This is a genomic window from Bradyrhizobium neotropicale (assembly GCF_001641695.1).
GTDB lineage: Bacteria > Pseudomonadota > Alphaproteobacteria > Rhizobiales > Xanthobacteraceae > Bradyrhizobium > Bradyrhizobium neotropicale.
Genome location: NZ_LSEF01000090.1, coordinates 39,190 through 62,389, shown reverse-complemented (window position 1 = coordinate 62,389; position 23,200 = coordinate 39,190). Strand labels below are relative to the sequence as shown.

Sequence of the window (23,200 nt, the reverse complement as noted above, 5' to 3'; positions counted from 1 at the left end):
TCAGTTCTTGCGTGGAGCGGACGAGTTCGCATTCTCCTCCGCCGCATAATTTTGCGGGAAGGCGAGCGCGCTCGATGACGAGGCCGGCTTGGCCGTCTTCGTCGTGTCGTCGGAAGTCGTCTTTGTCGCGGTCTTGGCCGCGTCGTCGAGCAGCTTCTCGACGCGCACCAGGATATCGGCGCCGCGCTTGGTCAATACCGGCGGCGGACCGGGCTTGGTCTCCAGCACTTTTGGCGCCGCATTGGCTTGCGCGTTGGCGGCCGCCGGCTGCGGCGGCAGCTTCTGGCCCATGCCGATGCCGGGAATTTCCCTGACCTCGACGCCCTGATGGGCCGCGACCATGATGTCGTGCCAGGTCTGCGCCGGCAGCGAGCCGCCGGTCATGCGGTTGGTTGGCGAGTAGTCGTCATTGCCGTACCAGACCGCGCAGGTGAAGTTGCCGGTGTAACCGACGAACCAGGCGTCGCGATACGCATTGGTCGTGCCGGTCTTGCCCGCGGTCGGGATTCCGTCGAGCGCAGCACGGCGCGCGGTACCTTCGCTGACCACGTGGCTCATCATGCCGGCCATATCGGCGGCAATGTTCGGCGGAATGGCTTGCCGCGGCTTCGGGCCGTCGCGGTCCCAGCGCCAGACCAGGTCGCCGGCGCCGGTGCGCACCTCCAGCACCGAGTGCGGCGTCACGGCCTTGCCGCGGTTCGGGAAGGTCGCGTAGGCCACCGCGTGCTCGAGCACGGTGACTTCGTCGGAGCCGATCGGCAGCGACGGCGTGTCGGGCAGGGGCGCCTTGATGCCGAAGCGGCGTGCAACCTCGACGATCTTGGCGCGGCCAATCTTGGCCGGATTCGGCGCCTTCGGCTGCTCCCGCCGGCCGATCTCGATCGACAGCTTCACCGGCACCACGTTGATCGAGCGCGTGATCGCCTGCGTCAGCGTCACCGAGCCGGAATAGGAGTGGCCATAGTTCTGCGGGCACCAGTTGCCGATGCAGACCGGGCCGTCGACGATGACCGAGTTCGGTGTGTAACCGTTCAACAGGGCGGTGGTGTAGACGTAAGGCTTGAACGACGAGCCGGGCTGGCGGTAGGCGTCGGTGGCGCGGTTGAACTGGCTCGCGCCGTAGTCGCGGCCGCCGACCATGGCGCGGATGCCGCCGTCGAGATCGGACACGACGGTCGCCGCCTGCGTTGCGTGATAGTCGCGGCCGAACTGGCGGAGCTGGTTCTCGATCGCCTCCTCGGCGGCCTTCTGCACGTTGGTGTCGATCGCGGTGCGGACCACGAAGACGCGCTCGGTGTAGGACTTCGGGAAGGTGTCGACGAGCTTGCGCATCTCGTCGAAGGCGTAGTCGAGATAGTAGTTCGGCGAGGCCTCGTCGCGGCGGTCGACCGCGAAGGCCGGGTTGCGGCGGGCGCCGAACACCTGGCCCTCGGTCATGAAGCCGGCATCGACGAGGTTGTCGAGCACGACGTTGGCGCGGGCGCGCGCGGCGGGCAGGTTGATGTGCGGTGCGTATTTGGTCGGCGCCTTGAACAGGCCGGCGAGCATCGCGGCTTCCGCGAGGGTCACGTCGCGCGCCGACTTGTTGAAGTAGAAATGCGCCGCGCCGTCGACGCCGAAGGTGCCGCCGCCCATATAGGCGCGATCGAGATAGAGCTTGAGAATCTCGTTCTTGGTCAGGCGCCATTCCAGCCAGACCGCGAGGAACGCCTCGTTGATCTTGCGTTCGATGGTGCGCTCGTTGCTCAGGAACAGGTTCTTGGCGAGCTGCTGGGTGATCGAGGAGCCGCCCTGGCGGACGCCGCCGGCCTGTGCGTTGGTGACGAGGGCGCGGGCGGTGCCGGCGATGTCGATGCCGAAATGGTCGTAGAAGCGGCGATCTTCGGTGGCGAGGGTCGCCTTGATCAGCACGTCCGGAAAGTCTTCCAGCGGGATCGAGTCGTTGTGCTTGATGCCGCGGCTGCCGATCGGGTTACCGTAGCGGTCGAGGAAGGTCACCGCGAGGTCGGACTTCTTCAGCCAATCCTCGTCCGCGGTCTCGCGGAACGCGGGGATGGCGAGCGCGAGCAGCAGCACCAGGCCGCCGAGCCCGAGGGTTGCGGCTTCCGACAGCGGCTCGATGAACACCCAGCGCTTCCACCGCCCGACATAGAAGCGATCCATGAAGGTCGAGTAGCGCTCATAGAGCTCGCGAATGCCCTTGGCCGAAGAGAACAGCGAGGAGTCGATGCGCGCATCGAGATCCAGGAAGAAATTCCGGACCCTGGTCTTCCACTGCGGTGGTATGATCTGGCGCACCTAGAACCCTTGAGGCTCGGTTCGAAAGCGTTCAAGCACCCGGCCGGGGCGGCATCGAGACGTCTTGCGGGAGTGTTGCGGCAAACCCAAGGCGCCCGGTTCGCGTCCGAGGGGGACTTGAGGGTTTGTTCTAACCGAGCGGGGCCTATAAACCAATGGCTACGCTCGCGATTTTGAACAACAGGCCTAATTGACCCCGTTTCTTTACGGGGCCGCGCGGGCGCTGCTTGCAGCCGTATCGGCCCTCGCCCTAGATGGAATTGGCCGTAGCTCTTTTGAATCTTGTTGAGGCGCATGACCGCAGCTCCCAAACGACCTTCAGACCAGGAAGGATTCTTCTGGAAAACCAAGACGTTGGAAGAGATGTCGGAGGCTGAGTGGGAGAGCCTCTGCGACGGTTGCGGCCGCTGCTGCCTGAACAAGCTCGAGGACGAGGATACCGGCCAGATCTACTTCACCCATGTCGGCTGCAAGCTGCTCGACGCCGGGACCTGCGCCTGCAAGGACTATCCGAATCGCTCGGACAAGGTTCCGGACTGCGTCCGCCTGACCCCTGCCAACGTCCGCACCCTGAACTGGTTGCCGCCGAGCTGCGGCTACAAGCTCGTCGCGGAGGGGCGCGACCTCTATTGGTGGCACCCGCTGGTCTCCGGCGATCCCAACACCGTTCATGAGGCCGGCGTCTCCGTGCGCGGCCGGGTCGAGGGCAGCGAGGAGGACATCCCGGACGAGGAGCTCGAGGACCACATCGTGGAGTGGCCGGCGCAGCTGCCGAAACGGGCACGCCTCAAGCGACGTCCGAAGGACTGAAAGCGACGTCTCAGGCCTAACCGCGGTGTGAAGCGATCACGTCTTCGGGATGACCAGGGGGTGGGATGCACCCATGCGCCGCAGCGCCTGCCCGAGAAGAAGTTCGCTGTCTAGATTACCAGGGCAGAACGAATCCTTCGCGGCGTTGCGCCGCTACCCGACGTCCGACCGACATGAACAAGTTCGAACGGCAGACGAGCCAATCTGCCGACATCCAGGCGTTGCCCGACGACATCGCCGAAGAGCTCTCCCGCCTTCCGTCCGAGGTCATCAGCGTCAGCGACGCGCCCTCCATCGCGCCGCCAGTTCCGCTCCCGACGGACGAGGTGCGGACCATCGTGATCAGCCTGATGCTGACGATGTTCCTGGCGTCGCTGGACCAGACCATCGTGGCGACCGCGCTGCCGACCATCGGGCGCCAGTTCCAGGACGTCTCGAACCTCTCCTGGGTGATCACGGCCTATCTGCTCGCCTCGACCGCGGTTGCACCGGTGTTCGGGACGCTGAGCGACATCTATGGCCGGCGCGCCATGATCATCACCTCGCTGAGTCTCTTTGTGGCTGGCTCGATCCTGTGTGCGATCGCGCCGAGCATGCCGATGCTGATCCTGGCGCGCGGCCTGCAGGGCCTCGGCGGCGGCGGCATCATGCCGGTCGTGCAGACCGTGATCTCCGACGTCGTCTCACCGCGCGAACGCGGCCAGTACCAAGCCTATTTCTCCAGCGTCTGGATGGTCGGCGGCATCCTCGGCCCCGTCATCGGCGGCGTGTTCGCCGAGCATCTGCACTGGTCGATGATCTTCTGGATCAACCTGCCGCTCGCGGCCGCGGCGCTGGCGCTGCTGCTTCCGAAAATGAACAAGATCCCGGTGTTCCACCACCGGCGCGAGGTCGATTGGCTCGGCGGCGTGCTGCTGATGGCGTCCGCGGTGGTCTTCATGCTGGTGCTGACCTGGGGCGGCACGCGCTTCCCGTGGCTCTCGCCGACCGTTCTTGCGATGGTGGGTGGGGCGGTCGCGTTGGCGTTCACTTTCGTCTGGCACGCGCGCCGGGCGGACGAGCCGTTCCTGCCGCTGCCGCTGCTCGGCGGAACGGTCGCGCCCTATGCGCTGACGGCCGGCGGCTGCGCGCTCGGCGCAATCACCGGTCTCACGGTTCAGCTCCCGCTCTACTACGAGTCGGTCTATCACCTCAGCGCCAGCGAGGCGGGGCTCGCACTGATCCCGCTCGCTGCGGTCTCGACCTGCGGCGCGGCCATCGCCGGCCGCACCATGGCGCGCGCCAAGCACTACAAGCGCGTCGCCGTCGTCGGCACCTCCTGGGCCGCGATCTGTGGCCTCGGCCTCACGTTCCTGACGTTGCCGCTGTGGGGGCTTCTGCTGCTGATGGCCGCGTTCGCGCTGGGGCTCGGCACGACCTTCCCGGTGTGCGTCGTCTCGCTGCAAAACTCGGTTGTCCGCGCACAAGTCGGCACCATCACCGGTGCGATGAATTTCTTCCGCTCGCTGATGTCCTCGTTCACGGTCGCGGCCTTCGCCGCGATCCTGCTGATCGCGCTAGGGGCAGACATTCCGCTCGCAGGCGAGCATCACGCTGCGGTCAATGCGATTCCCTCGGCCGACATGATGGTCGCGTTCCGCTACGTCTTCGGCGCCGCGGCGGCGATGATGGCCACCGCCGCGCTCTGCCTGATTCTGATGGAAGAGCGGCCGCTGGCGGGGCCCACCAGCGTACCGCCCGTCGAGATGGCGGAGTAGGGCCTCAACCGCCACGATCGGCATAGGGGTTGTCGTCGGCGCTGCTCTCGGATGCCTTCCGCGCCTGCGCCGCAAGCTGGGTCTTGAGCCGCGCCAGCGCGCCGGCGGACCAGTCATGCACATCGGTGACCGCGACCCAGGCATCAACGTAGTGCTCGGGCGCGTAGACATGGCCAAAGCCCATCGGCGTGCTGGTCGCGACCGCCATGTCGAGCGCGAGTTGCAGCATGGTGACGATCGGATACCAGCGCAGCTCCGGTGACACGTCGGGCCCGCGCGGCGCTGCCATCCAGGCCGGGGCCTGGTAGGCGTCGCGGTAGGAGAACAGCACGATCGGGTCGCTGGCATATTGCAGATAGACGACGCGCAGCGCGCCCCAGGGCGCATCCGCCGGCACCGTCGGCCCGTTCTGGTTCATGAAGCGGACGAAGCGGCTGTCGCGGAATTCCGGCAGCCAGGCCGGCGAGCCCGGATTGCGGTTCGCAGTGACCGAGCGCCAGATGCGGCTCTCGAACGGCGGCCCGCTCCACAGCGCGCCGGCAATCGGATCGCCTATCGTTTCGAACAGCTCCGCGGATTTTTCCGAGTTCATGGCGCCGAGGCTGAGCCCGTGCAAGTACAGTTTCGGTCGCCTGTCCCTCGGCAACCTCGTCCAGTAGCCGTAGATTTCAGAGAACAGCGCGCGCGCGACTTCCGCGCCGAATTCGGGCTGAAACAGCAGCGATAGCGGGCTGTTGAGATAGGAATATTGCACCGCAACGCTCGCGACGTCGCCATGGTGGAGATATTCGACCGTATTCATCGCGGCGGGGTCGACCCAGCCGGTGCCGGTCGGCGTGATGACGATCAGGACCGAGCGTTCAAATCCGTGCTGGCGCTTGAGCTCGTCGAGCGCAAGCCGGGCGCGCGCCTGCGCCGTGTTGCCGCCCCCGAGGCCGACATAAACTCGTACGGGGTCCTGCGCGGGCCGCCCCGTGACGGCACTGATCTCCGCTGCGGTCGGACCCGAGGCAACGAATTCGCGCCCCGCACGCCCAAGCTGCTTCCACTTCACCAGCGACGCCAGACTTCCCGTCTTCCCGGGGGCCGTCGGTTGCGGCCGCTCGGGCTCGAGAAGTGCGTCGAATTCGCGGAAGGACGAATCGAGTGCGCGGAAGGCCGTGCGGATGAGGAGGTTGTTGGCGATCATCCAGAACAGCAGAGCCGCCACGAGAACGCCGAGGACGTTTGCGATCTTTCTCGGGACGAAACGCCCTTTGCGCGCGGCAAGGAAGCGAGCGACAAGCGCGAACAGCCGCGCAAGCATCAGCAGCACGACGAACGTGACCAGGGCGATGCCGCAGACCTTGAGCGGATGCGCGGTCTCGACCGGCGCCATGTTCATGACGGCGCGGATCGAGTTCTGCCATTCGGAGGCTCGCCGCAGATAGATGATGACGACGAGCAGGCAGCCGGCCGCGACCAGCGCATTGGCGATCGCTCTTGCGCGCGCCGAAGGTTCGGGCAATTCGAGATAGTGCCACAGCCAGCGCCAGACGATGCCGGCGAGGTAGCCGATCGCAAAGCAGGCGCCGGCGAGGACGCCTTGCGTGAGATAGCTCCGCGGGATCAGCGTCGGCGTCAGCGCAGCCGCGAAGAACAGGGCGCCCAGCATAAGGCCGACGCCGGACAGCGAGAGCAATTGCCGCCGAATGAGCCAAGCCAGATTTTTGAATGCACCCATCGAGCGACGATCTTCCTCAACCCGCAGACCCGACGATACGGCTATCCTCTGTCCTTGTCCGAAAAAATGCTCTTTCGCGGCAACCGGATCGTGAACTCGGTGAACTCGCCGGGCTCGGTCTCGATATCGAGCGTGCCGCCGTGCTGCTTGACGATGATGTCGTGGCTGATGGAAAGGCCAAGCCCCGTGCCTTCGCCGGCCGGCTTGGTCGTGAAGAAGGGATTGAACATCTTCTCCTTCACCTCAGGTGGGATGCCGATGCCGTTGTCGCGGATGCGGATCTCGACATGGCTGCCGCGGTCGCGGGTCGAGGCACTGAGCGTGGGTTCGAAACCCCCGCCGGCCTCGCTGCCGCGCTTCGTCACCGCATAGAAGCCGTTCGAGATCAGGTTGAGCAGCACGCGGGCGATTTCCTGCGGAAACATCTCGGCCGTTCCGGCCTCGGGATCGAGATCGCGCTGCAGCGTGACATCGAATTGCGGCTTCTCCGCGCGTGCGCCGTGATAGGCGAGGTTGAGGCTCTCCTCGACCAGCGCGTTGATGTCGGCCGGCCCGTGCTCGCCGCTGCCCCCGCGGGAATGCAGCAGCATGTTCTTGACGATGGAATCGGCGCGCTTGCCGTGCTGTACCACTTTCTGCAGGTTGTCCTTCAGGAGGCCGGTCAGCTCGTCGATGTCGGCGCGAACGTCCCCCGTGACCGTCGTGACGGCCGCGAGCACCTGGTTCACCTCATCGGCGAGCTCGGCAGAGAGCGCGGCGAAATTGTTGATGAAGTTGAGCGGGTTCTTGATCTCATGCGCGATGCCGGCGGTGAGCTGGCCGAGCGATGCGAGCTTCTCGGTCTGGATCAGGCGATCCTGCGCGGCGCGCAGATCGTCGAGGGACTTTGCAAGCTCTTTGGTCCGGGCCTGCACTTCGTCGAAGAGGCGCACATTCTCGATCGCGATGACGGCTTGGTCGGCGAAGCTGGTAACGAGTTCGATCTGCTTTTCGCTGAACGGCCGGACTGCGCGACGTGCGAGGACAATGGCGCCAACCGTGCTGCCTTCGCGCAGTAAGGGTACACCGAGGAAGCTACGCGGATTGCCGCTCAATTCCTGGCCTTCAAAGAAGTAATCGGGATCTTCGAGCACATCGGTGACATGGACCACCTTGTCGCCGAGCAAAGTCCGGCCCGTGATGGTGCGCTTGTCTGGACGGACCGGGAGAGTTCTTACAAACTCGACGAATTCGGTTGGGAAGCCGTAGGAGCCCGCCCGGAAATAGGCATTGCCGGTCTTGCGGGTAATCGCCGCCATCTCGGCTTCGCATAGTCGCGCCGCCGATTCGACCAGCGTATCGAGCACGGCCTGCAAGTCGAACGCCGAGCGGCTGATAACCTTGAGCACGTCGGCAGTCGCCGTCTGTTGTTGCAGCGCCTCGGTCAGATTCTCGGTGCGCTGACGCAGTTCGCTGAGCAGCCGCGCGTTCTCGATGGCGATCACGGCTTGCGCCGCGAACTGGTTCAGCAAGGTGATCTGCTTCTCCGAGAAGCGCCGGTTCTCCTGCCTGAAAATCATGACGTTGCCGACCACGCGCTCGTCCTGGAGCAGCGGCACCGCAAGCAGGCAGCGTGCGCCGCCGAGATCGACCAGCGCCCGACGGTTCGGCTCTCCGCTGCGATAGGCGTCCGACTCCAGCAGGTCGGCAATTTCGACGAACGGTTCGCCCTTCAAAAGGCGCGCGGGCGCGGTGGCCGGACCATAGTTGAGGGGCGCCTTGCGCCGGAATTCATCATAGGCAGGGGGCAGGCCGTAAGTGGCGGCCGAGTTGAACTGCGTGCCATCGTAGGTATTGAGCACGCCGAAACTGGCGCCGCAGAGCTGCATTGCCTTGCTGAGCATCGCCTCGAATACCGGCGCGAGATCGCCGGCCGATCGACTGATGACGCCGAGCACCTCCGATGTCGCGGTCTGCTGCTCCAGTGACTCGGTAAGCTCGTGCGTTCGCGCCTGCACCTCGTTGAACAGCCGCGTGTTCTCGATCGCGATCACGGCCTGGTCGGCGAAGGTCTTGAGCAGATTGATCGCCTTGTCCGGGAAGTGACCGGCCTCGGGTCGCGTCACGCCGATGGTGCCGATCGCAACGCCATCGCGCAGCATCGGAACCACCAGAATGCTGCGATAGCCTCTTGTGCGCGCCAGCTCCCGCATCGCGACGGTGAGGTCGGGCTCGCTCTGCATGTCGGTGCGGAAGGCGAACTGTCCGCTCGTCGCGACGCGGCTATGAATGCCGGACGCGGACAGCGGTGCCGGGAACGAGCGGAGCAGATCCTCGTTGCCGCCGTCATTGTCGGTGGTGAAGGCGGCCAGGTGCAGCATGCCGTCGATGACGCGGGTGACGGCGGAGGAATGTCCCCCGATCAGCGCCTTGGCACTGTCGGAGATGGCCTGGAACACCGGCGTGACATCCGATGGCGAGGCTGCAATCACCTTGAGGATGTCGGCGGTCGCGGTCTGGCGCTCCAGCGCCTCTCGCGTCGCGTTGAACAGCGCGACGTTCTTGATCGCGATCGCTGCCTGGTCGGCGAAAGTCTGCAGCAGGCGGACATGATGCTCGCTGAATGCGCCGGTGGCCTTGCGCGTCGCGATGATGACGCCGATGGCCTGGCCCTCGCTCATCAGCGGAGCAAACAGCATGCTGCGATAACCGCGGGCGCGCGCGATGTTCCGCGCGGCCGGTTCGAGCTCGGTGTCGGGCAGTTGCGCTGCCGCGCCATTCGCCACGAGCTGGTACGCCGGGAATTTTGCGAAGGGCACCGGAAACGATGCCTGCAGCACGCGGTCGCCGGCCGGGTCGGTCGGCGTGAAAGCCGCCAGATGCGCGGCGCCGTCGACATAGCGCAGCACCGCGGTGGAAAAGCCGCCGATCAGGCGGTTGGCGTTGGCGGCGATGGCGTCGAACACCGGCTGCACATCGGCGGGCGAGGCCGCCATCACCTTCAGGATGTCGGCAGTGGCGGTCTGGCGCTCCAACGCCTGCCGCGTCTCGTTGAAGAGCCGCGCATTCTCGATCGCGATCACGGCCTGGTCGGCGAAGGTCTGGAGCAGTTGCACGTGCTCGGCGTCGAACGCGCCTGGCTGGGCGCCCGTGACGCTGATCATGCCGACCGGCGTGCCCCGGTTCATCAGCGGCGTGAACAGCACGCTGCGGAAGCCGCGCAGTCGCGCCAGATCCCGGTTGAGTTGCGGGACGTCGTTGGCTTCGCTGTCGGGAAACTGGATCGTCTCGCCGCCGCGAACCAGTTCGAAGGTCGGAAAATCCGCGATCCGTCGCGGGAACGACGCCTTCAATCCTCGGTCGGCTTCGGGGCTCGTCGGTGTGTAGGCGACCAAATGGAGCTCATCGCCGATGAACTGGAGCACGGTGGCGGAAAAGCCGTCGAGCAGGCGCTTGGAGCTGGACGCGATCGCCTCGAACACCGGTCGCGCATCGGAGGGGGAGGCGGCGATGACCTTCAGGATGTCGGCCGTTGCGGCCTGCCGTTCGAGAGCTTGTCGCTTCTCGTCGGCCAGCCGCGCGGTCTCGGCCGTGCCGGACTTGAGCTGCTGCTCGAGCTCGTCGATCCTGCGCTTCAGCGCGGCAGCCATGTCCTCGGAAAGCGCTGTCATTGATCGTCCGATGCGGCCGGTCCCACGACCGCGCCTTTAGCGCCAAAAGCTCGCGCGGCCAAGGGGCCTCAAGCAAGCCTCAGGTGCCCGGTCGCGACACCTCGGTCTCCTTGCTGGTGATGAACTCCAGCAGCACCGGCACGCCCTCCTGCGTCTTCTGGATGCCGCGCCTGATCGCGGGAACGATGTCCTCCGGCCTGGTCACCCGCTCGCCATAGCCGCCGAAGGCGCGCGCCATGGCGGCGTAGTCGCCGGAAATGTCGGTCGAGCGGTATTTCTCGGTCGAGACCGGCATCACCTTCAGCTCGATCGCCATCGAGAAATTGTTGAGCAGGATCGACATGATCGGAATACGCTCGCGCACCGCGGTCTCGAAATCCATGCCGGTGAAGCCGATCGCGGCATCGCCCCAAACATTGATGCAGAGCTTGTCGGGCTTTGCCAGCTTGGCGCCCATCGCAAGACCGAGGCCGTAGCCGAGCTGCGTCGTCTTGCCCCAGCCGAGATAGGAGAGGGGCTCGACCGCCTTCCAGAACGGGGAGAGTTGATCGCGTGGGCTGCCGGCATCATGCGTGATGATGGTGTTGTGGAGGTCGACGGTGTGCTGGAGGTCCCAGAGCACGCGATAGGGGCTCAGCGGTGCGTCGTTGCCGGTGAGCTTCGGCATCCACTTCGCAAGCCACTCCTTGTGCGAGGCGGCGATCTCGGCGGCGACGGCCGAGGCGTCGCGATCCGATGTGACGGTCCTGCCGATCTCCTCCAGCAGCGCATCGAGCACGAGGCCGGCGTCGCCGACGAGGCCAACCCTCGCTTCGACATCCTTGTTGAGATGGTTCGGATCGAGCGTCGAATGGATGACAGTCTTGCCCTTCGGCATCGCGATGCCGAAGCTGGTCTCGGTGAAGGAGCAGCCGATGCCGAAGATGACGTCGGCTTCGCCCAAGAATTTGGGCACAGCGCGCGGCACCGCGAGGCCGCCGGACCCGAGCGAGAGTGGATGGGTTTCGGGAAACGACGACTTCCCACCGAGGCTGGTCGTGACCGGAATCGCCAGCCGTTCGGCCAGCTGCTTCAACTGCGGCCAGGCCTGCGCATAGTGGACGCCCTGGCCAGCATAGATCACTGGCCGTTTCGCATTGACGAGAAGCGCCGCCGCCTCACTCACATGAACAGGATCGGCGCCATAGCGGGTGCGCAGCACCGGCGTATAGTTGAGCGGCTCCGGCACCTCCTCGTTCCATATGTCGGAGGGAATCTCGACGATGACGGGCCCGCCACGGCCGTTCTTCAGCTTGGTGAAGGCGCGGCGGAAAATGTTGGCGACCTCGGCTGCCAGGATGATCGGCTCGGACGATTTGGCAAACGCCTTCATCACCTCGCTGGAGTTGAAGTTCGGCTCGATATGCGACAGCCGGCGCTGATAGCCCATCGGCAGCACCAGCACGGGTACGGACTCGCCAAAGCACTGCGCGACGCCGCCCATGGCGTTCTCCGCGCCCGGGCCATGCTGCATGCAGAACGCGCCGATGCTGCGTCCCGACGTGACGCGGGAGATCGCGTCCGCCATGTGGATCCCGACGCGCTCCTGGCGCACCATCACGGGGCGGATCTCGGCCTTGGCCGCGTGCTCAATCAGGTGGTTGACGGGATAGCCGCAGAGGATCTCGATGCCCTCGCGCTTCATGATTTCCGCGATCGCAGTGCCGAGCTTCATGGCGTCTCTCTCCCTGGGCAGGCCGGTTGGTCCGGCCGATTTGGAGGAGAGAGGATCAGGAATCTGGAGAAGCGTAAAGCGCGGGCGCGGGCGGGCTGCGGTAGGTCAGCTATGCGCCGCGAGCCTGCAGATGGTCTGGCTCGCAATGCGCGGCTTCAGGTCGCCGCGCGGCCTATCCCACGAAGACGAGTGCGAGCAGGCCTGACCCGAGCAGAGCGACGCCTGCGACGGTCACGGCCAGAAAAGCGAGCGATGTGAATTCTTCACGCATGGACGTTTGACCCAAGGATTACCAAGCCCCGACCATCACCAGGGTGGCGATGCTCAGCAGCGAGAAACTGAGGATGACTACCGGAGCGACGAAAGCCTGATGCGACCGCATTGTTGCCTCTCCCAATCGGAACGATTCGCATCGTAGCTCGGTGATGTTTTCCGGTGACTTCGTGGTCGCTCGAAAGCGGCTTCGATCCGAGGCGCCATTGTTTCGTTCCGCGCCGTTGACGAAGTCTGTTCACGGGTTCGCGAGCGCGGGCCGTGTCGCGGGGTCGCGCTGGAAAGAGAAGCGCCGTTACCTATGCTTCGTCATTGCGAGCCAACGGGTCCGCGCGAAGCGCAGCTCGATGACAGGCTCCGCGAAGCAATCCAGAATCCCTCTGCGGCATGACTCTGGGTTACCTCGCTGCGCTCGCGAAGACGAGAGTGGGGAGTGCCGGCTACGACGGTTACTTCGTGGCCGAGTTGATCGAGTTGAACTTGTTGTTCAGGAGCGCGCTTCCGGTGCCGTTCACGACCGTAACGATCGCGAGCGCAATACCGCAGGCAATCAGACAATACTCGATGGCGGTGGCACCACTTTCATCGGCAAAAAAGGACCTGAGCAAAGGCATCGTCAACTCCTATTCGTGCGTCTAACGTACGCTGGCGCCGTTTTCGGAAAGGTAAATTGATCCATTAACTTTTTTGCGCGCGTGAAAAAAGCAGGTTCGGGTCGTCCCCGCCTGCTCCGGCACATGTTGCCATCGATTAGCTTAAGGCTTCGTCACCCAATTCGGGTGGATTTGATTCGGGGCGTCTCAGGAGGTGATCGAGTGTCCCGGCGTGCCCTTGCCGGGGCGTCTCAGCGCCGCTGCGAGGCGGTCGACCAGATAGCTCATCACACGTGGCTGCGACCACGCCGCACTGTCGGCGGCCCGTTCTTCCTCGGTCCCGTCATTGACGATGCCGATGTAGTTTTTTCTGGTGTTCTGCTGCTGCACGGCATGCGAACCTTGACACAATTAACGGCGCGACCTTGCTGTGCTGGGCGGGAACCGACGGTTAATTTTGTCTTCCGTAGGACTACGTGGCGCCTCACGATGGTGAAGCCGGGCGCGCAAAACGACGGCGCCGCTTAACGGATTGTTGAGGCTGTTCTTCAAGGGGGCGGCCAGGGGCCACGATATCGGCCAGCCCCCGCAGAACGGCGCCGGCCGGGCAGGGCTCACTTGCGAGGAACGTCCTTGTTCAGCGCCCGCAACATCGCGATGCGGGCAAACATCATCCAACCGCCCCCGGTCTCAGCCGCATTGATCAGAGTCTCGATCGCGGTCTGCCAGTGGCTCGCGTGCTGCGCGTCCTCGGGAAGTTGCATGATGTGATCGGCCGCCTCTTGCAGCGTCCGCAGCTTGCGCCCGCCTCGCAGGGAAATGGGATCATCGAACGGCGCCGACCAGGGCATGTCAGGCCGGCCCGTCCGCAGGAGATATCACGACGCGCTTTGCCCCTCGGCTGCTGCTGCTATCCGGCCTTCTTCGTCCGCGCGGTCGTCCGAACGGGCTTCTCGGCTTTCTTCGGGGCTTCCTTGGCCGCAGCAGCTTCCTTGCCGCCTTTACCAGCGATCGGCAGCAGCATCTCGCGCTGGCCTTCGACGCGCTTCTTCGGCTTTTTGCCCTTGGCGGCCTTGGCTGCGGGCGGCGCTTCCTTTTCGCTTGCGAGGCTCTTCTTCAACGCATCCATCAGGTTGATGACATTGCCGCCCGCTTTCGGCGTGGCCTTGGCCGTGATCGGCATGCCGCTGCGCTTCTTGTTGATGAGGTCGATCAGCGCGGTCTCGTAATGATCCTCGAACAGCTCAGGCTCGAATGCGCCGGACTTCTTCTCGACGATGTGCTTGGCGAGGTCGAGCATGTCCTTGGTGAGCTTCACGTCCTGGATGTCGTCGAAATACTCGGACTCGCTGCGCACCTCGTAGGGGTAGCGCAGCAGCGTGCCCATCAGGCCGCTCTCCAGCGGCTCCAGTGCGATGATGTGCTCGCGGTTGGTCAGCACCACGCGGCCGATCGCGACCTTGTTCATGCTGCGGATGGTTTCGCGGATCACCGCATAGGCGTCGTGGCCGACCTTGCCGTCCGGCACGAGATAATAGGGGCGGATCAGATAGCGGTTGTCGATGTCGGCCTTGGGCACGAATTCGTCAATCTCGATCGTGTGGGTCGAGTCGAGCGCGATGTCGTCGAGCTCGTCCTTGGTGACCTCGATATAGGTGTCGGTGTCGACCTTGTAGCCCTTGACGATGTCCTCGGAGGTCACCTCGTCACCGGTCTCGGCGTCGACCTTGAGATACTTGATCCGGTGGCCGGTCTTGCGGTTGATCTGGTTGAACGAGACCTTCTCGGTATCCGAAGTGGCGGGATAGAGCGCGACCGGGCAGGTCACGAGCGAGAGGCGCAAAAAACCCTTCCAATTGGCTCGGGGGGCCATGGGTTACTCCAAACGCAACAGGGACAGCCCACAAGAATACCATCGCTGTTCCGCGAATCATAGCAAGCGGCGCCACGGAATCTTGCAACGACGTTAACCGCGGGCGCCGGCTCTGGTTGCCATCGGGCGAGGGCAGTCCGCCCGGAACATCGTTTACGATCGGGCGTTGCCCCCCAAGGGCTTGAGGCCGCGAGGAGATCGCGGCAATCGGACGTGCCAGCCAGAGATCGAGGTCACCATGGCAACCACGCGAGACCAACATCAGATCATCGAAACCCCGACCGAGGCGCGCCAGGGCGAGCCTGGCCCGTCCGTGGCGGCGTTGCTCGCCATCTCGACCGGGCTGGCGATCCTGATCCTCGCCGTCATCTGGTTCGTGTTCTTCCGGACCTGAGGGACCGCGATCGACAGGAGGTTCGACCTTCCGACTCGCCGCGTAACGCGGCAAATTGCGCCCGCCAAGCCATCGGCNTCGTCCGCTGGCCTGGCGGGCGCAGTCGCGTCAAGGCGTGAAAATCGTTTATGACGAAAAAGTAACGTTTCCCGGTTCCCGGCGTTCATATTCAGTTCACGCCGGAATTGATCATCTTGACGTGGATCTTCTGCCGTCGATCCCGTCGAACCATTGCTGGAGAGAAGCGTGCGCCTGCTCGTTGTTGAGGACGACCCCGATCTCAATCGCCAGCTTACCAAGGCGCTGAGCGACGCCGGCTATGTCGTCGATCGCGCCTTCGACGGCGAGGAGGGACACTATCTCGGCGACAACGAGCCCTATGACGCCGTGGTGCTCGACATCGGTCTGCCGAAGAAGGACGGCATCTCGGTGCTGGAGGCCTGGCGTCGCAATGGCCGAACCATGCCGGTGCTGATCCTCACCGCGCGCGACCGCTGGAGCGACAAGGTCCAGGGCTTCGACGCCGGCGCCGACGACTATGTCGCAAAGCCCTTCCATCTCGAGGAGGTTCTGGCTCGCATTCGCGCGCTGCTGCGCCGCTCGACCGGCCATGCCCAGAGCGAGCTCAGCTGCGGTCCCGTCACGCTGGATACGAGAACCGGCCGCGTCAGCGTGTCGGGCAATCCCGTGAAGATGACCTCGCACGAATATCGGCTGCTGGCCTACCTCATGCACCATTCCGGTCGCGTGGTCTCCCGCACCGAGCTCGTCGAGCACCTCTACGACCAGGACTTTGACCGCGACTCCAATACGATCGAGGTCTTCGTCGGCCGCATCCGCAAGAAGCTCGACGTCGACATCATCCAGACCGTCCGCGGCTTGGGCTATCTCCTGACCCCGCCGGCAGCCAACGGCAGCTGAAGCCTGGGGCTCGCAACATCCGAGGCTTGACCGGGCGGCGGAACGAGGCTCTTGCTCGGCCATGACCCCTGACGACTCGCCGTCCTGCGCCTCCCGGGACCATTCCGATGGCCGCTAGCTCGCTTGCGAACCGCCTGTTCCTGTCGGCGACCGCGTGGCTCGTGGTGATCCTGGCGATCACCGGCGTCGCGCTGTCCTCGGTCTACAAGAACGCCACCGAGCGCGCCTTCGACCGCCGCCTGAATCTCTATCTCCGCACGCTCATCGCCGAGGTCGCCACCCCCGACGAGCCGCCGGACCGCCAGTTCCAGTCGCTCGGCGAGCCCCTGTTCGAGCTGCCGCTGTCCGGCTGGTACTGGCAGATCACGCGCACCGATACCGAGAAGCCGGAGGTGCGCTCGTCACGCTCGCTGTGGGACAAGAAGCTGCCGAAGCTGGAAGAGCAGGGCGCCGAGCTCACCGCTGCCGGCATCCGGCTCGCCTATGTCGACGGGCCCGAGGGCCAGAATTTGCGGATGGTCGAGCGGCCGGTCGATCTGGGCGCGGACGGCAAATATCTGGTCAGCGTCGCGGGCGATGCGACCGAGATCTTCGACGAGACACGCAGCTTCGATTACTACCTCGGCGGCACCTTCACCGCGCTCGGCATCGTGCTGCTGCTGACCACGGTGTTCCAGGTCCGCTTCGGTCTTGCACCGCTGAAGCGGATATCGGAGGCGATCGCCGACATTCGCTCCGGGCGTGCGGAGCGGCTCGAAGGCGAGTTTCCGGTCGAGATCGCGCCGCTGGCGCGTGAGACCAATGCACTGATCGATGCCAATCGCGAGATCGTCGAACGCGCGCGCACTCATGTCGGCAATCTCGCGCATGCGATCAAGACGCCGCTCTCGGTCATCGTCAACGAGGCCGGCGTGCACGCAGCCGAGCCGTTCGCGGCCAAGGTCATGGAGCAGGCCGATGTGATGCGCGACCAGGTCGCCCATCATCTGGAGCGCGCGCGCATCGCGGCCAGGGTCTCGGTCGTCGCCACCGTGACCGACGTCGCGCCCGCCATCGAGGCGTTGCGGCGGACCATGGAGAAGATCCATCGCGACCGCGGCATCATCGTCGAGGCCAAGGCCGACCCATCCGCGAAATTTCGCGGCGAGCGCCAGGACCTGGAGGAGATGGTTGGCAATCTCGTCGACAATGCCTGCAAATGGGCAGCCTCCCGGGTCTTCATCGAGGTCCTGGTGGAGACGCCACACCAGTCCGGCGCGGGCCCGCGTCTCCGCATCCTCGTCGATGACGACGGTCGCGGCCTGTCCGAGACCGAGCGCGCCCAGGTCTCGCGGCGCGGCCAGCGGCTCGACGAATCCAAGCCGGGATCGGGGCTGGGTCTGTCGATCGTGGTCGATCTGGCCGGGCTTTACGGCGGCTCTCTCTCCCTCGGCAGCGCACCGATCGGCGGTTTGCGGGCGGAGCTGGTGCTCCCCGGCATTTAGTGCTTGTCCTATCATGCTTTTTCGTCTCGGCGGGGGCCAGCCTGGAGAAAGACGGGACGTCCTACCCAACTTCCTAAACGGCTTCTTAAGGCGCGACCTCCTATGATCGCGCTCGGACGCATCCCACGTCCGCCATTTTACCGTGCATTACCGGGCGTATGAGCCAGACATCGATCGAGCGGCTGAGAGAGTATCTCGCGCAGCTCCCGCCGCAGTCGCAGGCGCTGCTGATGCGGGAGTTCGAGCGTGCGCTGGAGCGCGGCCAGGATACGGCAGTCGCCACCCTCGTGCTCGAGCAGCTGCGCAAGATCGTGCGCAAGACGGAGGCCGAGGAGGCCGCGCCCGCCCGTACTGACGACCTGTCGCGGCTCCTGTTCCAGCCGCTGGAACCGTTCCTCGTGGAGGCCGGCGCGCCGATCCGGGTCGGGCAGATCCGCCGCTCCTCGCTGCACCCGATCTGGCAGTGGCTCGGCCGCGACGGCGCCCCGGCCAAGCTGAATGAATTCGAGGCGACACTGGCGCGCTTGCCGACCGACAATGCAGGCCAGGTCGAAGCTCTCGCGCTGAAGCTGCAGGCGGCGGCCTCCGACGCCATCGCCGAACTGATCGGGCCCGGCGGCGGCGACAAGTCGCGCGCGCTCGCCCGTGTCGGCGCGCCCAGCGTGATCGAGGATCTCTATTCGATCGGCGCGGTGCTCACCGTCCGCGAGGCCATGGTAACGCTGAACGAAAAACTGCCGCGCTTCCTGCGCGCGTTCGGCGAATCCCAGATCGCCTCGGTGACGGCGGCACTCAACATCCCCGTGCTGCAGACGCCTCAGATGCTGCCCTTCGCGCTGTCGATGGTGATCCAGCGGATGACCGCGCCCTGGCAGATCATTCGCCTCGCAATCAAGATTGCCGCCTCCGACGACGAGATCCGCGTCGCGGCCACGCCGTATGGCGTGGCCGTCACCATCGCGCTGCACGACCTGTCGTGCCTTGCCGCCATCCTGCGCATGGACATCAAGCGTGGGCGTTTCGACACCGTCGCCGACAACCTGAAGGCGCTGCACGACGGCGTGCGCGGCCTGCGCACCGAGCTCGACCTACGCAACGATTCCGCCTGGGGCAAGCAGTTGACCTCGATCCGTGCGGATATCTCCAACGCGCTGCAATCGGAGATCGACAGCGTTCCCGGCCGCGTCCGCCGCATCCTGCGCCAGCGTGCCGAGAAGGACATTCCCCCGGGCGCGCGGGTCGACAGCACCGAGGTGGAGGAGGCGGCCGCGTTGATCGATTTCGTCGCCACCTGCCGCAACTATGCCAGCGAGCTCGCGATCAACGAGGTGACGCTGCGCACGTTCTCCGACCTCCAGCAATATGTCGAGCGGTCGACGGAATCGCTGGTGCAGTCGCTGCGCGCCGCCGATCACAAGGTCCGCGCCTACCGGCAGCAGCAGGTTCAGGCCGCGATCCGCTTCTGCGAGGTTCTGTTCGGCGACGACTATGCGTCGCTGATGAGCCGGGCCGCGGAAAACGCGCTGACCGGCGAGCGCAAATCGTCGCGCGCGAGCTGATTTAGGCGCATATTTTTGTAATCACAATTTGTAGTTGACGCTGTCGGTGGCGGGCCGTACGGTTTCGTGCACATTTTGGGAATTTCTATTTGTGGGCGCATGAAACCGATTATCAGCTTTGTTGAACTTGAGAATCGCGTGATCTCGGCGACCTATCGGAGATTAATGGTCAGGGCGAAGGTGGTGCTGGTCGAGAAGGCGAGCGGCCAGCAACTGCCGGATCCGGTCACGACCATTGCATCCCCGGTTCCCGTCGGCGCGTTGCGCATCAGGCTGCCCGACACCATCAAGCCGGGAACATACTTTCTGAAGGCCCTTAACGGGCACGGCGAGGACGCCGCCCAGAGCGCAGAGTTCGAAATCGGCTAAGTTGTTGGATTTTCACTGTTTCGGGACTGCGACCGTCGCGCCAAATTGACAATTGTCAATTGCCGCATGCTCCAGCCGTGGTGTAAAGCCACCGATGGGCGCGGATTGCGCGCTGCCGGAAGCTTGCCTGATGACACTATGGTTCGTGTTCGCGCTGATGACGGTCGCGGCGATTTTCGCCGTGCTCTGGCCGCTCGGCCGTGGCAGTCGCGCTGAGCGGCAAGACACTGAAAATCAAGGCAGCGAGGTCGCGGTCTACAAGGACCAACTCGTCGAGATCGAGCGTGACCTTACGACCGGACTGATCGCGGCTCCGGAGGCAGAGGCCGCGCGTGTCGAGATCAGCCGCAGGCTGCTGGCGGCTGCCGGCAGCGAGCCTGCGGCGGCACCGAAATCGAGCGTCAAATGGCGCCGCGCGGCGGCCGTGCTTGCCCTCATTGGCCTGCCGCTGGTTGCGATCGCGGTCTACATCCCGCTTGGTTCGCCGGCGCTTCGCGACTTTCCGCTGGCGCAGCGGGACCGCGCGCCCGGAATGGCGCAATCGCTCGAGAACCTCGTCGTGCAGGTCGAGCAGCATCTGGAAAAGAATCCGACCGATGGTCGCGGCTGGAACGTGCTCGCGCCGGTGCTGGAGCGGCTCGGCCGCTACGACGATGCGGTGCGCGCCTATCGCAACGCGCTCACCTACAATGGCGAGAGCGCGGAGCGCCGGTCGGATCTCGGCGAAGCGCTCTCGGCCGCTGCCGGCGGCGTCGTGACCGCTGAGGCCAAGACCGAATTCGAACGCGCGCATGGCCTGAACGCCGACGATCCCAAGGCGAACTACTTCCTCGGGCTCGCCGCCGAGCAGGACGGCCGCAAGGACGATGCGGCGAATATCTGGCGGGCGCTGCTTGCGAAGGCGCCGGCGGATGCGCCGTGGCGGTCCCTGGTGCAATCCTCGCTGGCGCGGGTCGGCGGCGGCAGCGCCGTGCCGGCGCTGTCGGACGAGACGATGGCGGTCGCGAAGGACATGAGCGAGGGCGATCGCAGCGCGATGATCCGCGGCATGGTCGAGCGCCTGGCCACCCGCCTCAAGCAGAACGGCGACGATGTCGACGGCTGGCTGCGCCTGGTCCGTGCCTATCTCGTGATGGGCGATCGCGACAAGGCGATGGGCGCCTCGACCGACGCCCGCCAGGCTGTGGCCAATGACGCCGAGCGGCTGCGCCAGCTCAACGAAGGCCTGAAGAATCTCGGGCTCGACGGATGATGATTGCGGGACGGGACGAGCGGAGAAGAGACACGCCATGACGCGCAAGCAGCGACGTATGACCATCATCGGCGGTTCGCTCGCCGTGCTCGCGCTCGCCGCCGCGCTCGTGCTGAATGCCTTGCGGGACTCCATCGTGTTCTTCTCGACCCCGAGCATGGTCGCGGAGAAGCACCTCGCACCCGGCAAGCGGTTTCGCCTCGGCGGGCTGGTGCAACCCGGCTCGCTTCAGCGCGGCGACAATCTCGCGGTGACCTTCGAGGTCGCCGACGGCAGCGCCAAGCTTCCGGTCGCCTACAAGGGCATCCTGCCGGATCTGTTCCGCGAAGGGCAGGGCGTCGTCGCCGAAGGCGCGCTCGATGCCAACGGCGTGTTCAAGGCCGACACGGTGCTCGCCAAGCACGACGAGACCTACATGCCCAAGGACGTCGCCGATGCCCTGAAGAAGCAGGGCCACTGGAAGGACGATTACGGCGCCAAAGCTTCTGATGGTGTCAAGCCTGCGGCGACGACCGCGCAGGGCAATTCGCAGGGAGCGGTGCGGTGATCGCGGAATCCGGACACTATGCGCTGGTGCTGGCACTTGGCCTCGCGCTGATCCAGTCCTTCGTGCCGCTGATTGGTGCGCGCCTGCGCGATCCTGCCCTGATGAACGTCGCGCGCTCCACCGCGCTTGCGCAACTTCTGTTCGTCGGTGCATCGTTCGCGGCGCTCGTCATGTTGCATGTGAGCTCGGATTTCTCCGTCGCCAACGTCTACGAGAATTCGCACTCCATGAAACCGCTGATCTACAAGATCACCGGCGTGTGGGGAAACCATGAAGGCTCGATGCTGCTCTGGGTATCGATCCTGGCGCTGTTCGGCGGCCTGGTCGCGATCTTCGGCAACAATCTGCCGCTGTCGCTGCGCGCGCATGTGCTGGCCGTGCAGGCCTGGATCGCCAGCGCCTTCTACCTCTTCATCCTGATGACCTCGAACCCGTTCCTGCGCATCGCCAATCCGCCGATCGAGGGACGCGATCTCAACCCGGTGCTGCAGGACATCGGCCTCGCGGTGCATCCGCCGATGCTTTATCTCGGCTATGTCGGATTCTCGATCTCGTTCTCCTTCGCGATCGCGGCGCTGATCGAGGGCCGGATCGACGCGGCCTGGGCACGCTGGGTGCGGCCCTGGACGCTGGTGGCCTGGATATTCCTGACGCTCGGCATCGCCATGGGCTCCTACTGGGCCTATTACGAGCTCGGCTGGGGCGGCTGGTGGTTCTGGGATCCGGTCGAGAACGCCTCGCTGATGCCGTGGCTCGCCGGCACGGCGCTGCTGCACTCGGCGCTGGTGATGGAAAAGCGCAACGCGCTGAAGGTCTGGACCATCCTGTTGTCGATCCTGACCTTCTCGCTGTCGCTGCTCGGCACCTTCCTGGTGCGCTCGGGCGTCATCACCTCGGTCCACGCCTTCGCCAACGATCCCACGCGCGGCGTGTTCATTCTGCTGATCCTCTGTCTCTTCATCGGCGGCAGCCTGTCGCTGTTCGCGGGGCGCGCCACCTCGTTGAAGCAGGGGGGCCTGTTCGCGCCGATCTCGCGTGAGGGTGCGCTGGTCCTCAACAATTTGCTGCTCACGGTGGCCTGCGCGGTCGTGCTGTTCGGCACGCTCTATCCGCTGGCAATGGAAGTGCTGGCCGATTTCAAGATGTCGGTCGGCGCGCCCTTCTACAATCTCAGCTTCGTTCCGCTGTTCGCGCTGTTGCTGCTTGCCGTGCCGTTCGGGCCGATGCTGGCGTGGAAGCGGGGCGATCTGCTCGGCGTTACCCAGCGTCTGCTCGCGGCCGGCGTCGCCGGACTCGTCGCCGTCGCCGTCGCGTGGGGCTGGGCGCGCGGCGGCAGTGCGCTCGCGCCGCTGGCGATCGGGCTTGGCATCTTCGTGATCGCCGGCGCGGTCACGGACCTCGCCGAACGGACCGGCCTGTTCCGCCTGCCGTTCGCGACGACGCTGCACCGGGCACGCGGCCTGCCGCGCTCGGCCTGGGGCGCCGCGTTTGCGCATGCCGGCCTCGGCGTCGCGCTGCTCGGGATCGTCTGCGAGACCACCTGGAACAGCGAATACATCGCGACGATGAAGCAGAACGACGTCGCGCATCTCGCCGGCTACGATCTGAAGCTCGACGGGCTGTTTCAGCGCCAGGGGCCGAACTTCCGCGAGATGATCGCCGAGTTCAACGTCAGCCGCGACGGCGAGACCCTCAGCGTGATGACGCCGTCAAAGCGCAGCTTCACCACCCGTGGCTCCTCGACCACTGAGGCCGCGCTGCTGACCCGCGGCGCGAGCCAGCTCTACATCTCGCTCGGTGACGTCACTGCCGAGGGCGCCGTCGCGGTGCGCATCTATCACAAGCCGCTGGTGCTGCTGATCTGGTGGGGACCGGTGCTGATGGCGTTTGGCGGCATGCTGTCGCTGTCCGACCGTCGCCTGCGCGTCGGTGCGCCGAAGCCGGCGCGGGCGAAGCAAAGCCTGCAGCCGGCGGAGTGATCGT

General features: G+C 65.2%; 18 protein-coding genes. 10 read left to right on the top strand and 8 right to left on the bottom strand.

The genetic code is table 11. The annotated features are described in order from the left end of the window. Entirely contained in the window at positions 1-2,298 is a 2,298-nt protein-coding gene (locus tag AXW67_RS29390) for a transglycosylase domain-containing protein (RefSeq protein WP_027550486.1), read from the bottom strand. Positions 2,299-2,592: 294 nt separating this feature from the next. On the opposite strand from AXW67_RS29390, the gene AXW67_RS29385 reads away from it, so the two are divergent. Together AXW67_RS29385 and AXW67_RS29380 are read left to right on the top strand one after the other, a co-directional pair. Further along, on the top strand, positions 2,593-3,108 hold the full coding sequence (locus AXW67_RS29385; RefSeq protein WP_063680707.1) for a YcgN family cysteine cluster protein: 516 nt from the start codon (positions 2,593-2,595) through the stop codon (positions 3,106-3,108). Between the two features lie 173 nt (positions 3,109-3,281). Then, positions 3,282-4,865 carry an MDR family MFS transporter gene (locus AXW67_RS29380; protein ID WP_063680706.1) on the top strand — a complete coding sequence of 528 codons (1,584 nt, stop codon included), beginning with the start codon at positions 3,282-3,284 and terminating at the stop codon, positions 4,863-4,865. A 4-nt stretch (positions 4,866-4,869) separates the two neighbouring features. On the opposite strand, the gene AXW67_RS29375 is transcribed toward AXW67_RS29380, so the two are convergent. From AXW67_RS29375 to ku, 7 genes are all read right to left on the bottom strand, one after another. Then, on the bottom strand, positions 4,870-6,588 hold the full coding sequence (locus AXW67_RS29375) for an alpha/beta hydrolase (protein WP_063680705.1): 1,719 nt from the start codon (positions 6,586-6,588) through the stop codon (positions 4,870-4,872). 41 nt (positions 6,589-6,629) lie between these two features. Then, entirely contained in the window at positions 6,630-10,238 is a 3,609-nt protein-coding gene (locus tag AXW67_RS29370; RefSeq protein WP_063680704.1) for a GAF domain-containing protein, read from the bottom strand. A gap of 79 nt (positions 10,239-10,317) precedes the next feature. Beyond that, positions 10,318-11,973 (bottom strand): thiamine pyrophosphate-requiring protein, encoded by a 1,656-nt coding sequence (locus AXW67_RS29365; RefSeq protein ID WP_283806471.1) that lies wholly within the window; start codon positions 11,971-11,973, stop codon positions 10,318-10,320. 701 nt (positions 11,974-12,674) lie between these two features. Beyond that, on the bottom strand, positions 12,675-12,839 hold the full coding sequence (locus AXW67_RS29360; protein WP_063680963.1) for a Flp family type IVb pilin: 165 nt from the start codon (positions 12,837-12,839) through the stop codon (positions 12,675-12,677). A gap of 186 nt (positions 12,840-13,025) precedes the next feature. After that, complete coding sequence (locus AXW67_RS29355) at positions 13,026-13,208, bottom strand: hypothetical protein (RefSeq protein WP_063680702.1); 183 nt, start codon at positions 13,206-13,208, stop codon at positions 13,026-13,028. A gap of 224 nt (positions 13,209-13,432) precedes the next feature. Further along, positions 13,433-13,669: a hypothetical protein gene (locus tag AXW67_RS29350; protein WP_027550493.1), complete on the bottom strand. Its 237-nt coding sequence runs from the start codon at positions 13,667-13,669 to the stop codon at positions 13,433-13,435. Between the two features lie 59 nt (positions 13,670-13,728). Next, positions 13,729-14,691, bottom strand: a complete 963-nt coding sequence (ku, locus tag AXW67_RS29345) for a non-homologous end joining protein Ku (protein ID WP_027550494.1) — start codon at positions 14,689-14,691, stop codon at positions 13,729-13,731. A 238-nt stretch (positions 14,692-14,929) separates the two neighbouring features. Between ku and AXW67_RS43355 the strand changes: the two genes are divergently transcribed. From AXW67_RS43355 to AXW67_RS29310, 8 genes are all read left to right on the top strand, one after another. After that, on the top strand, positions 14,930-15,085 hold the full coding sequence (locus AXW67_RS43355; protein ID WP_198024657.1) for a hypothetical protein: 156 nt from the start codon (positions 14,930-14,932) through the stop codon (positions 15,083-15,085). 246 nt (positions 15,086-15,331) lie between these two features. Then, on the top strand, positions 15,332-16,006 hold the full coding sequence (locus tag AXW67_RS29340) for a response regulator transcription factor (protein WP_027550495.1): 675 nt from the start codon (positions 15,332-15,334) through the stop codon (positions 16,004-16,006). 107 nt (positions 16,007-16,113) lie between these two features. Continuing rightward, a complete protein-coding gene (locus AXW67_RS29335; RefSeq protein ID WP_063680701.1) occupies positions 16,114-17,490 on the top strand; it encodes a sensor histidine kinase in 1,377 nt (458 codons plus the stop codon). Positions 17,491-17,648: 158 nt separating this feature from the next. Beyond that, positions 17,649-19,049, top strand: coding sequence for a hypothetical protein (locus AXW67_RS29330; protein ID WP_063680700.1), 1,401 nt, complete (start codon positions 17,649-17,651; stop codon positions 19,047-19,049). A 99-nt stretch (positions 19,050-19,148) separates the two neighbouring features. Continuing rightward, entirely contained in the window at positions 19,149-19,418 is a 270-nt protein-coding gene (locus tag AXW67_RS29325) for a hypothetical protein (RefSeq protein ID WP_063680699.1), read from the top strand. 130 nt (positions 19,419-19,548) lie between these two features. Beyond that, the gene (gene ccmI / locus AXW67_RS29320) at positions 19,549-20,670 is read left to right on the top strand and encodes a c-type cytochrome biogenesis protein CcmI (protein WP_063680962.1); all 1,122 of its coding nucleotides are present in this window, start codon (positions 19,549-19,551) and stop codon (positions 20,668-20,670) included. Positions 20,671-20,707: 37 nt separating this feature from the next. Then, positions 20,708-21,217 carry a cytochrome c maturation protein CcmE gene (gene ccmE, locus AXW67_RS29315; protein WP_027550500.1) on the top strand — a complete coding sequence of 170 codons (510 nt, stop codon included), beginning with the start codon at positions 20,708-20,710 and terminating at the stop codon, positions 21,215-21,217. Further along, positions 21,214-23,196: a heme lyase CcmF/NrfE family subunit gene (locus AXW67_RS29310; protein ID WP_063680698.1), complete on the top strand. Its 1,983-nt coding sequence runs from the start codon at positions 21,214-21,216 to the stop codon at positions 23,194-23,196. The genes ccmE and AXW67_RS29310 overlap by 4 nt, the downstream gene beginning before the upstream one ends. Positions 23,197-23,200: the final 4 nt, after the last annotated feature.

What these genes read in the sequence shown, in the direction of transcription:
- AXW67_RS29325 (WP_063680699.1), top strand. Translation starts at nt 19,149, where the DNA reads ATGAAACCGATTATCAGCTTTGTTGAACTTGAGAATCGCGTGATCTCG.
- AXW67_RS29385 (WP_063680707.1), top strand. Translation starts at nt 2,593, where the DNA reads ATGACCGCAGCTCCCAAACGACCTTCAGACCAGGAAGGATTCTTCTGG.
- AXW67_RS29360 (WP_063680963.1), bottom strand. Translation starts at nt 12,839, where the DNA reads ATGCCTTTGCTCAGGTCCTTTTTTGCCGATGAAAGTGGTGCCACCGCC.
- AXW67_RS29330 (WP_063680700.1), top strand. Translation starts at nt 17,649, where the DNA reads ATGAGCCAGACATCGATCGAGCGGCTGAGAGAGTATCTCGCGCAGCTC.
- AXW67_RS29370 (WP_063680704.1), bottom strand. Translation starts at nt 10,238, where the DNA reads ATGACAGCGCTTTCCGAGGACATGGCTGCCGCGCTGAAGCGCAGGATC.
- AXW67_RS29380 (WP_063680706.1), top strand. Translation starts at nt 3,282, where the DNA reads ATGAACAAGTTCGAACGGCAGACGAGCCAATCTGCCGACATCCAGGCG.
- ku (WP_027550494.1), bottom strand. Translation starts at nt 14,691, where the DNA reads ATGGCCCCCCGAGCCAATTGGAAGGGTTTTTTGCGCCTCTCGCTCGTG.
- AXW67_RS29375 (WP_063680705.1), bottom strand. Translation starts at nt 6,588, where the DNA reads ATGGGTGCATTCAAAAATCTGGCTTGGCTCATTCGGCGGCAATTGCTC.
- AXW67_RS29350 (WP_027550493.1), bottom strand. Translation starts at nt 13,669, where the DNA reads ATGCCCTGGTCGGCGCCGTTCGATGATCCCATTTCCCTGCGAGGCGGG.
- AXW67_RS43355 (WP_198024657.1), top strand. Translation starts at nt 14,930, where the DNA reads ATGGCAACCACGCGAGACCAACATCAGATCATCGAAACCCCGACCGAG.
- AXW67_RS29335 (WP_063680701.1), top strand. Translation starts at nt 16,114, where the DNA reads ATGGCCGCTAGCTCGCTTGCGAACCGCCTGTTCCTGTCGGCGACCGCG.
- ccmE (WP_027550500.1), top strand. Translation starts at nt 20,708, where the DNA reads ATGACGCGCAAGCAGCGACGTATGACCATCATCGGCGGTTCGCTCGCC.
- ccmI (WP_063680962.1), top strand. Translation starts at nt 19,549, where the DNA reads ATGACACTATGGTTCGTGTTCGCGCTGATGACGGTCGCGGCGATTTTC.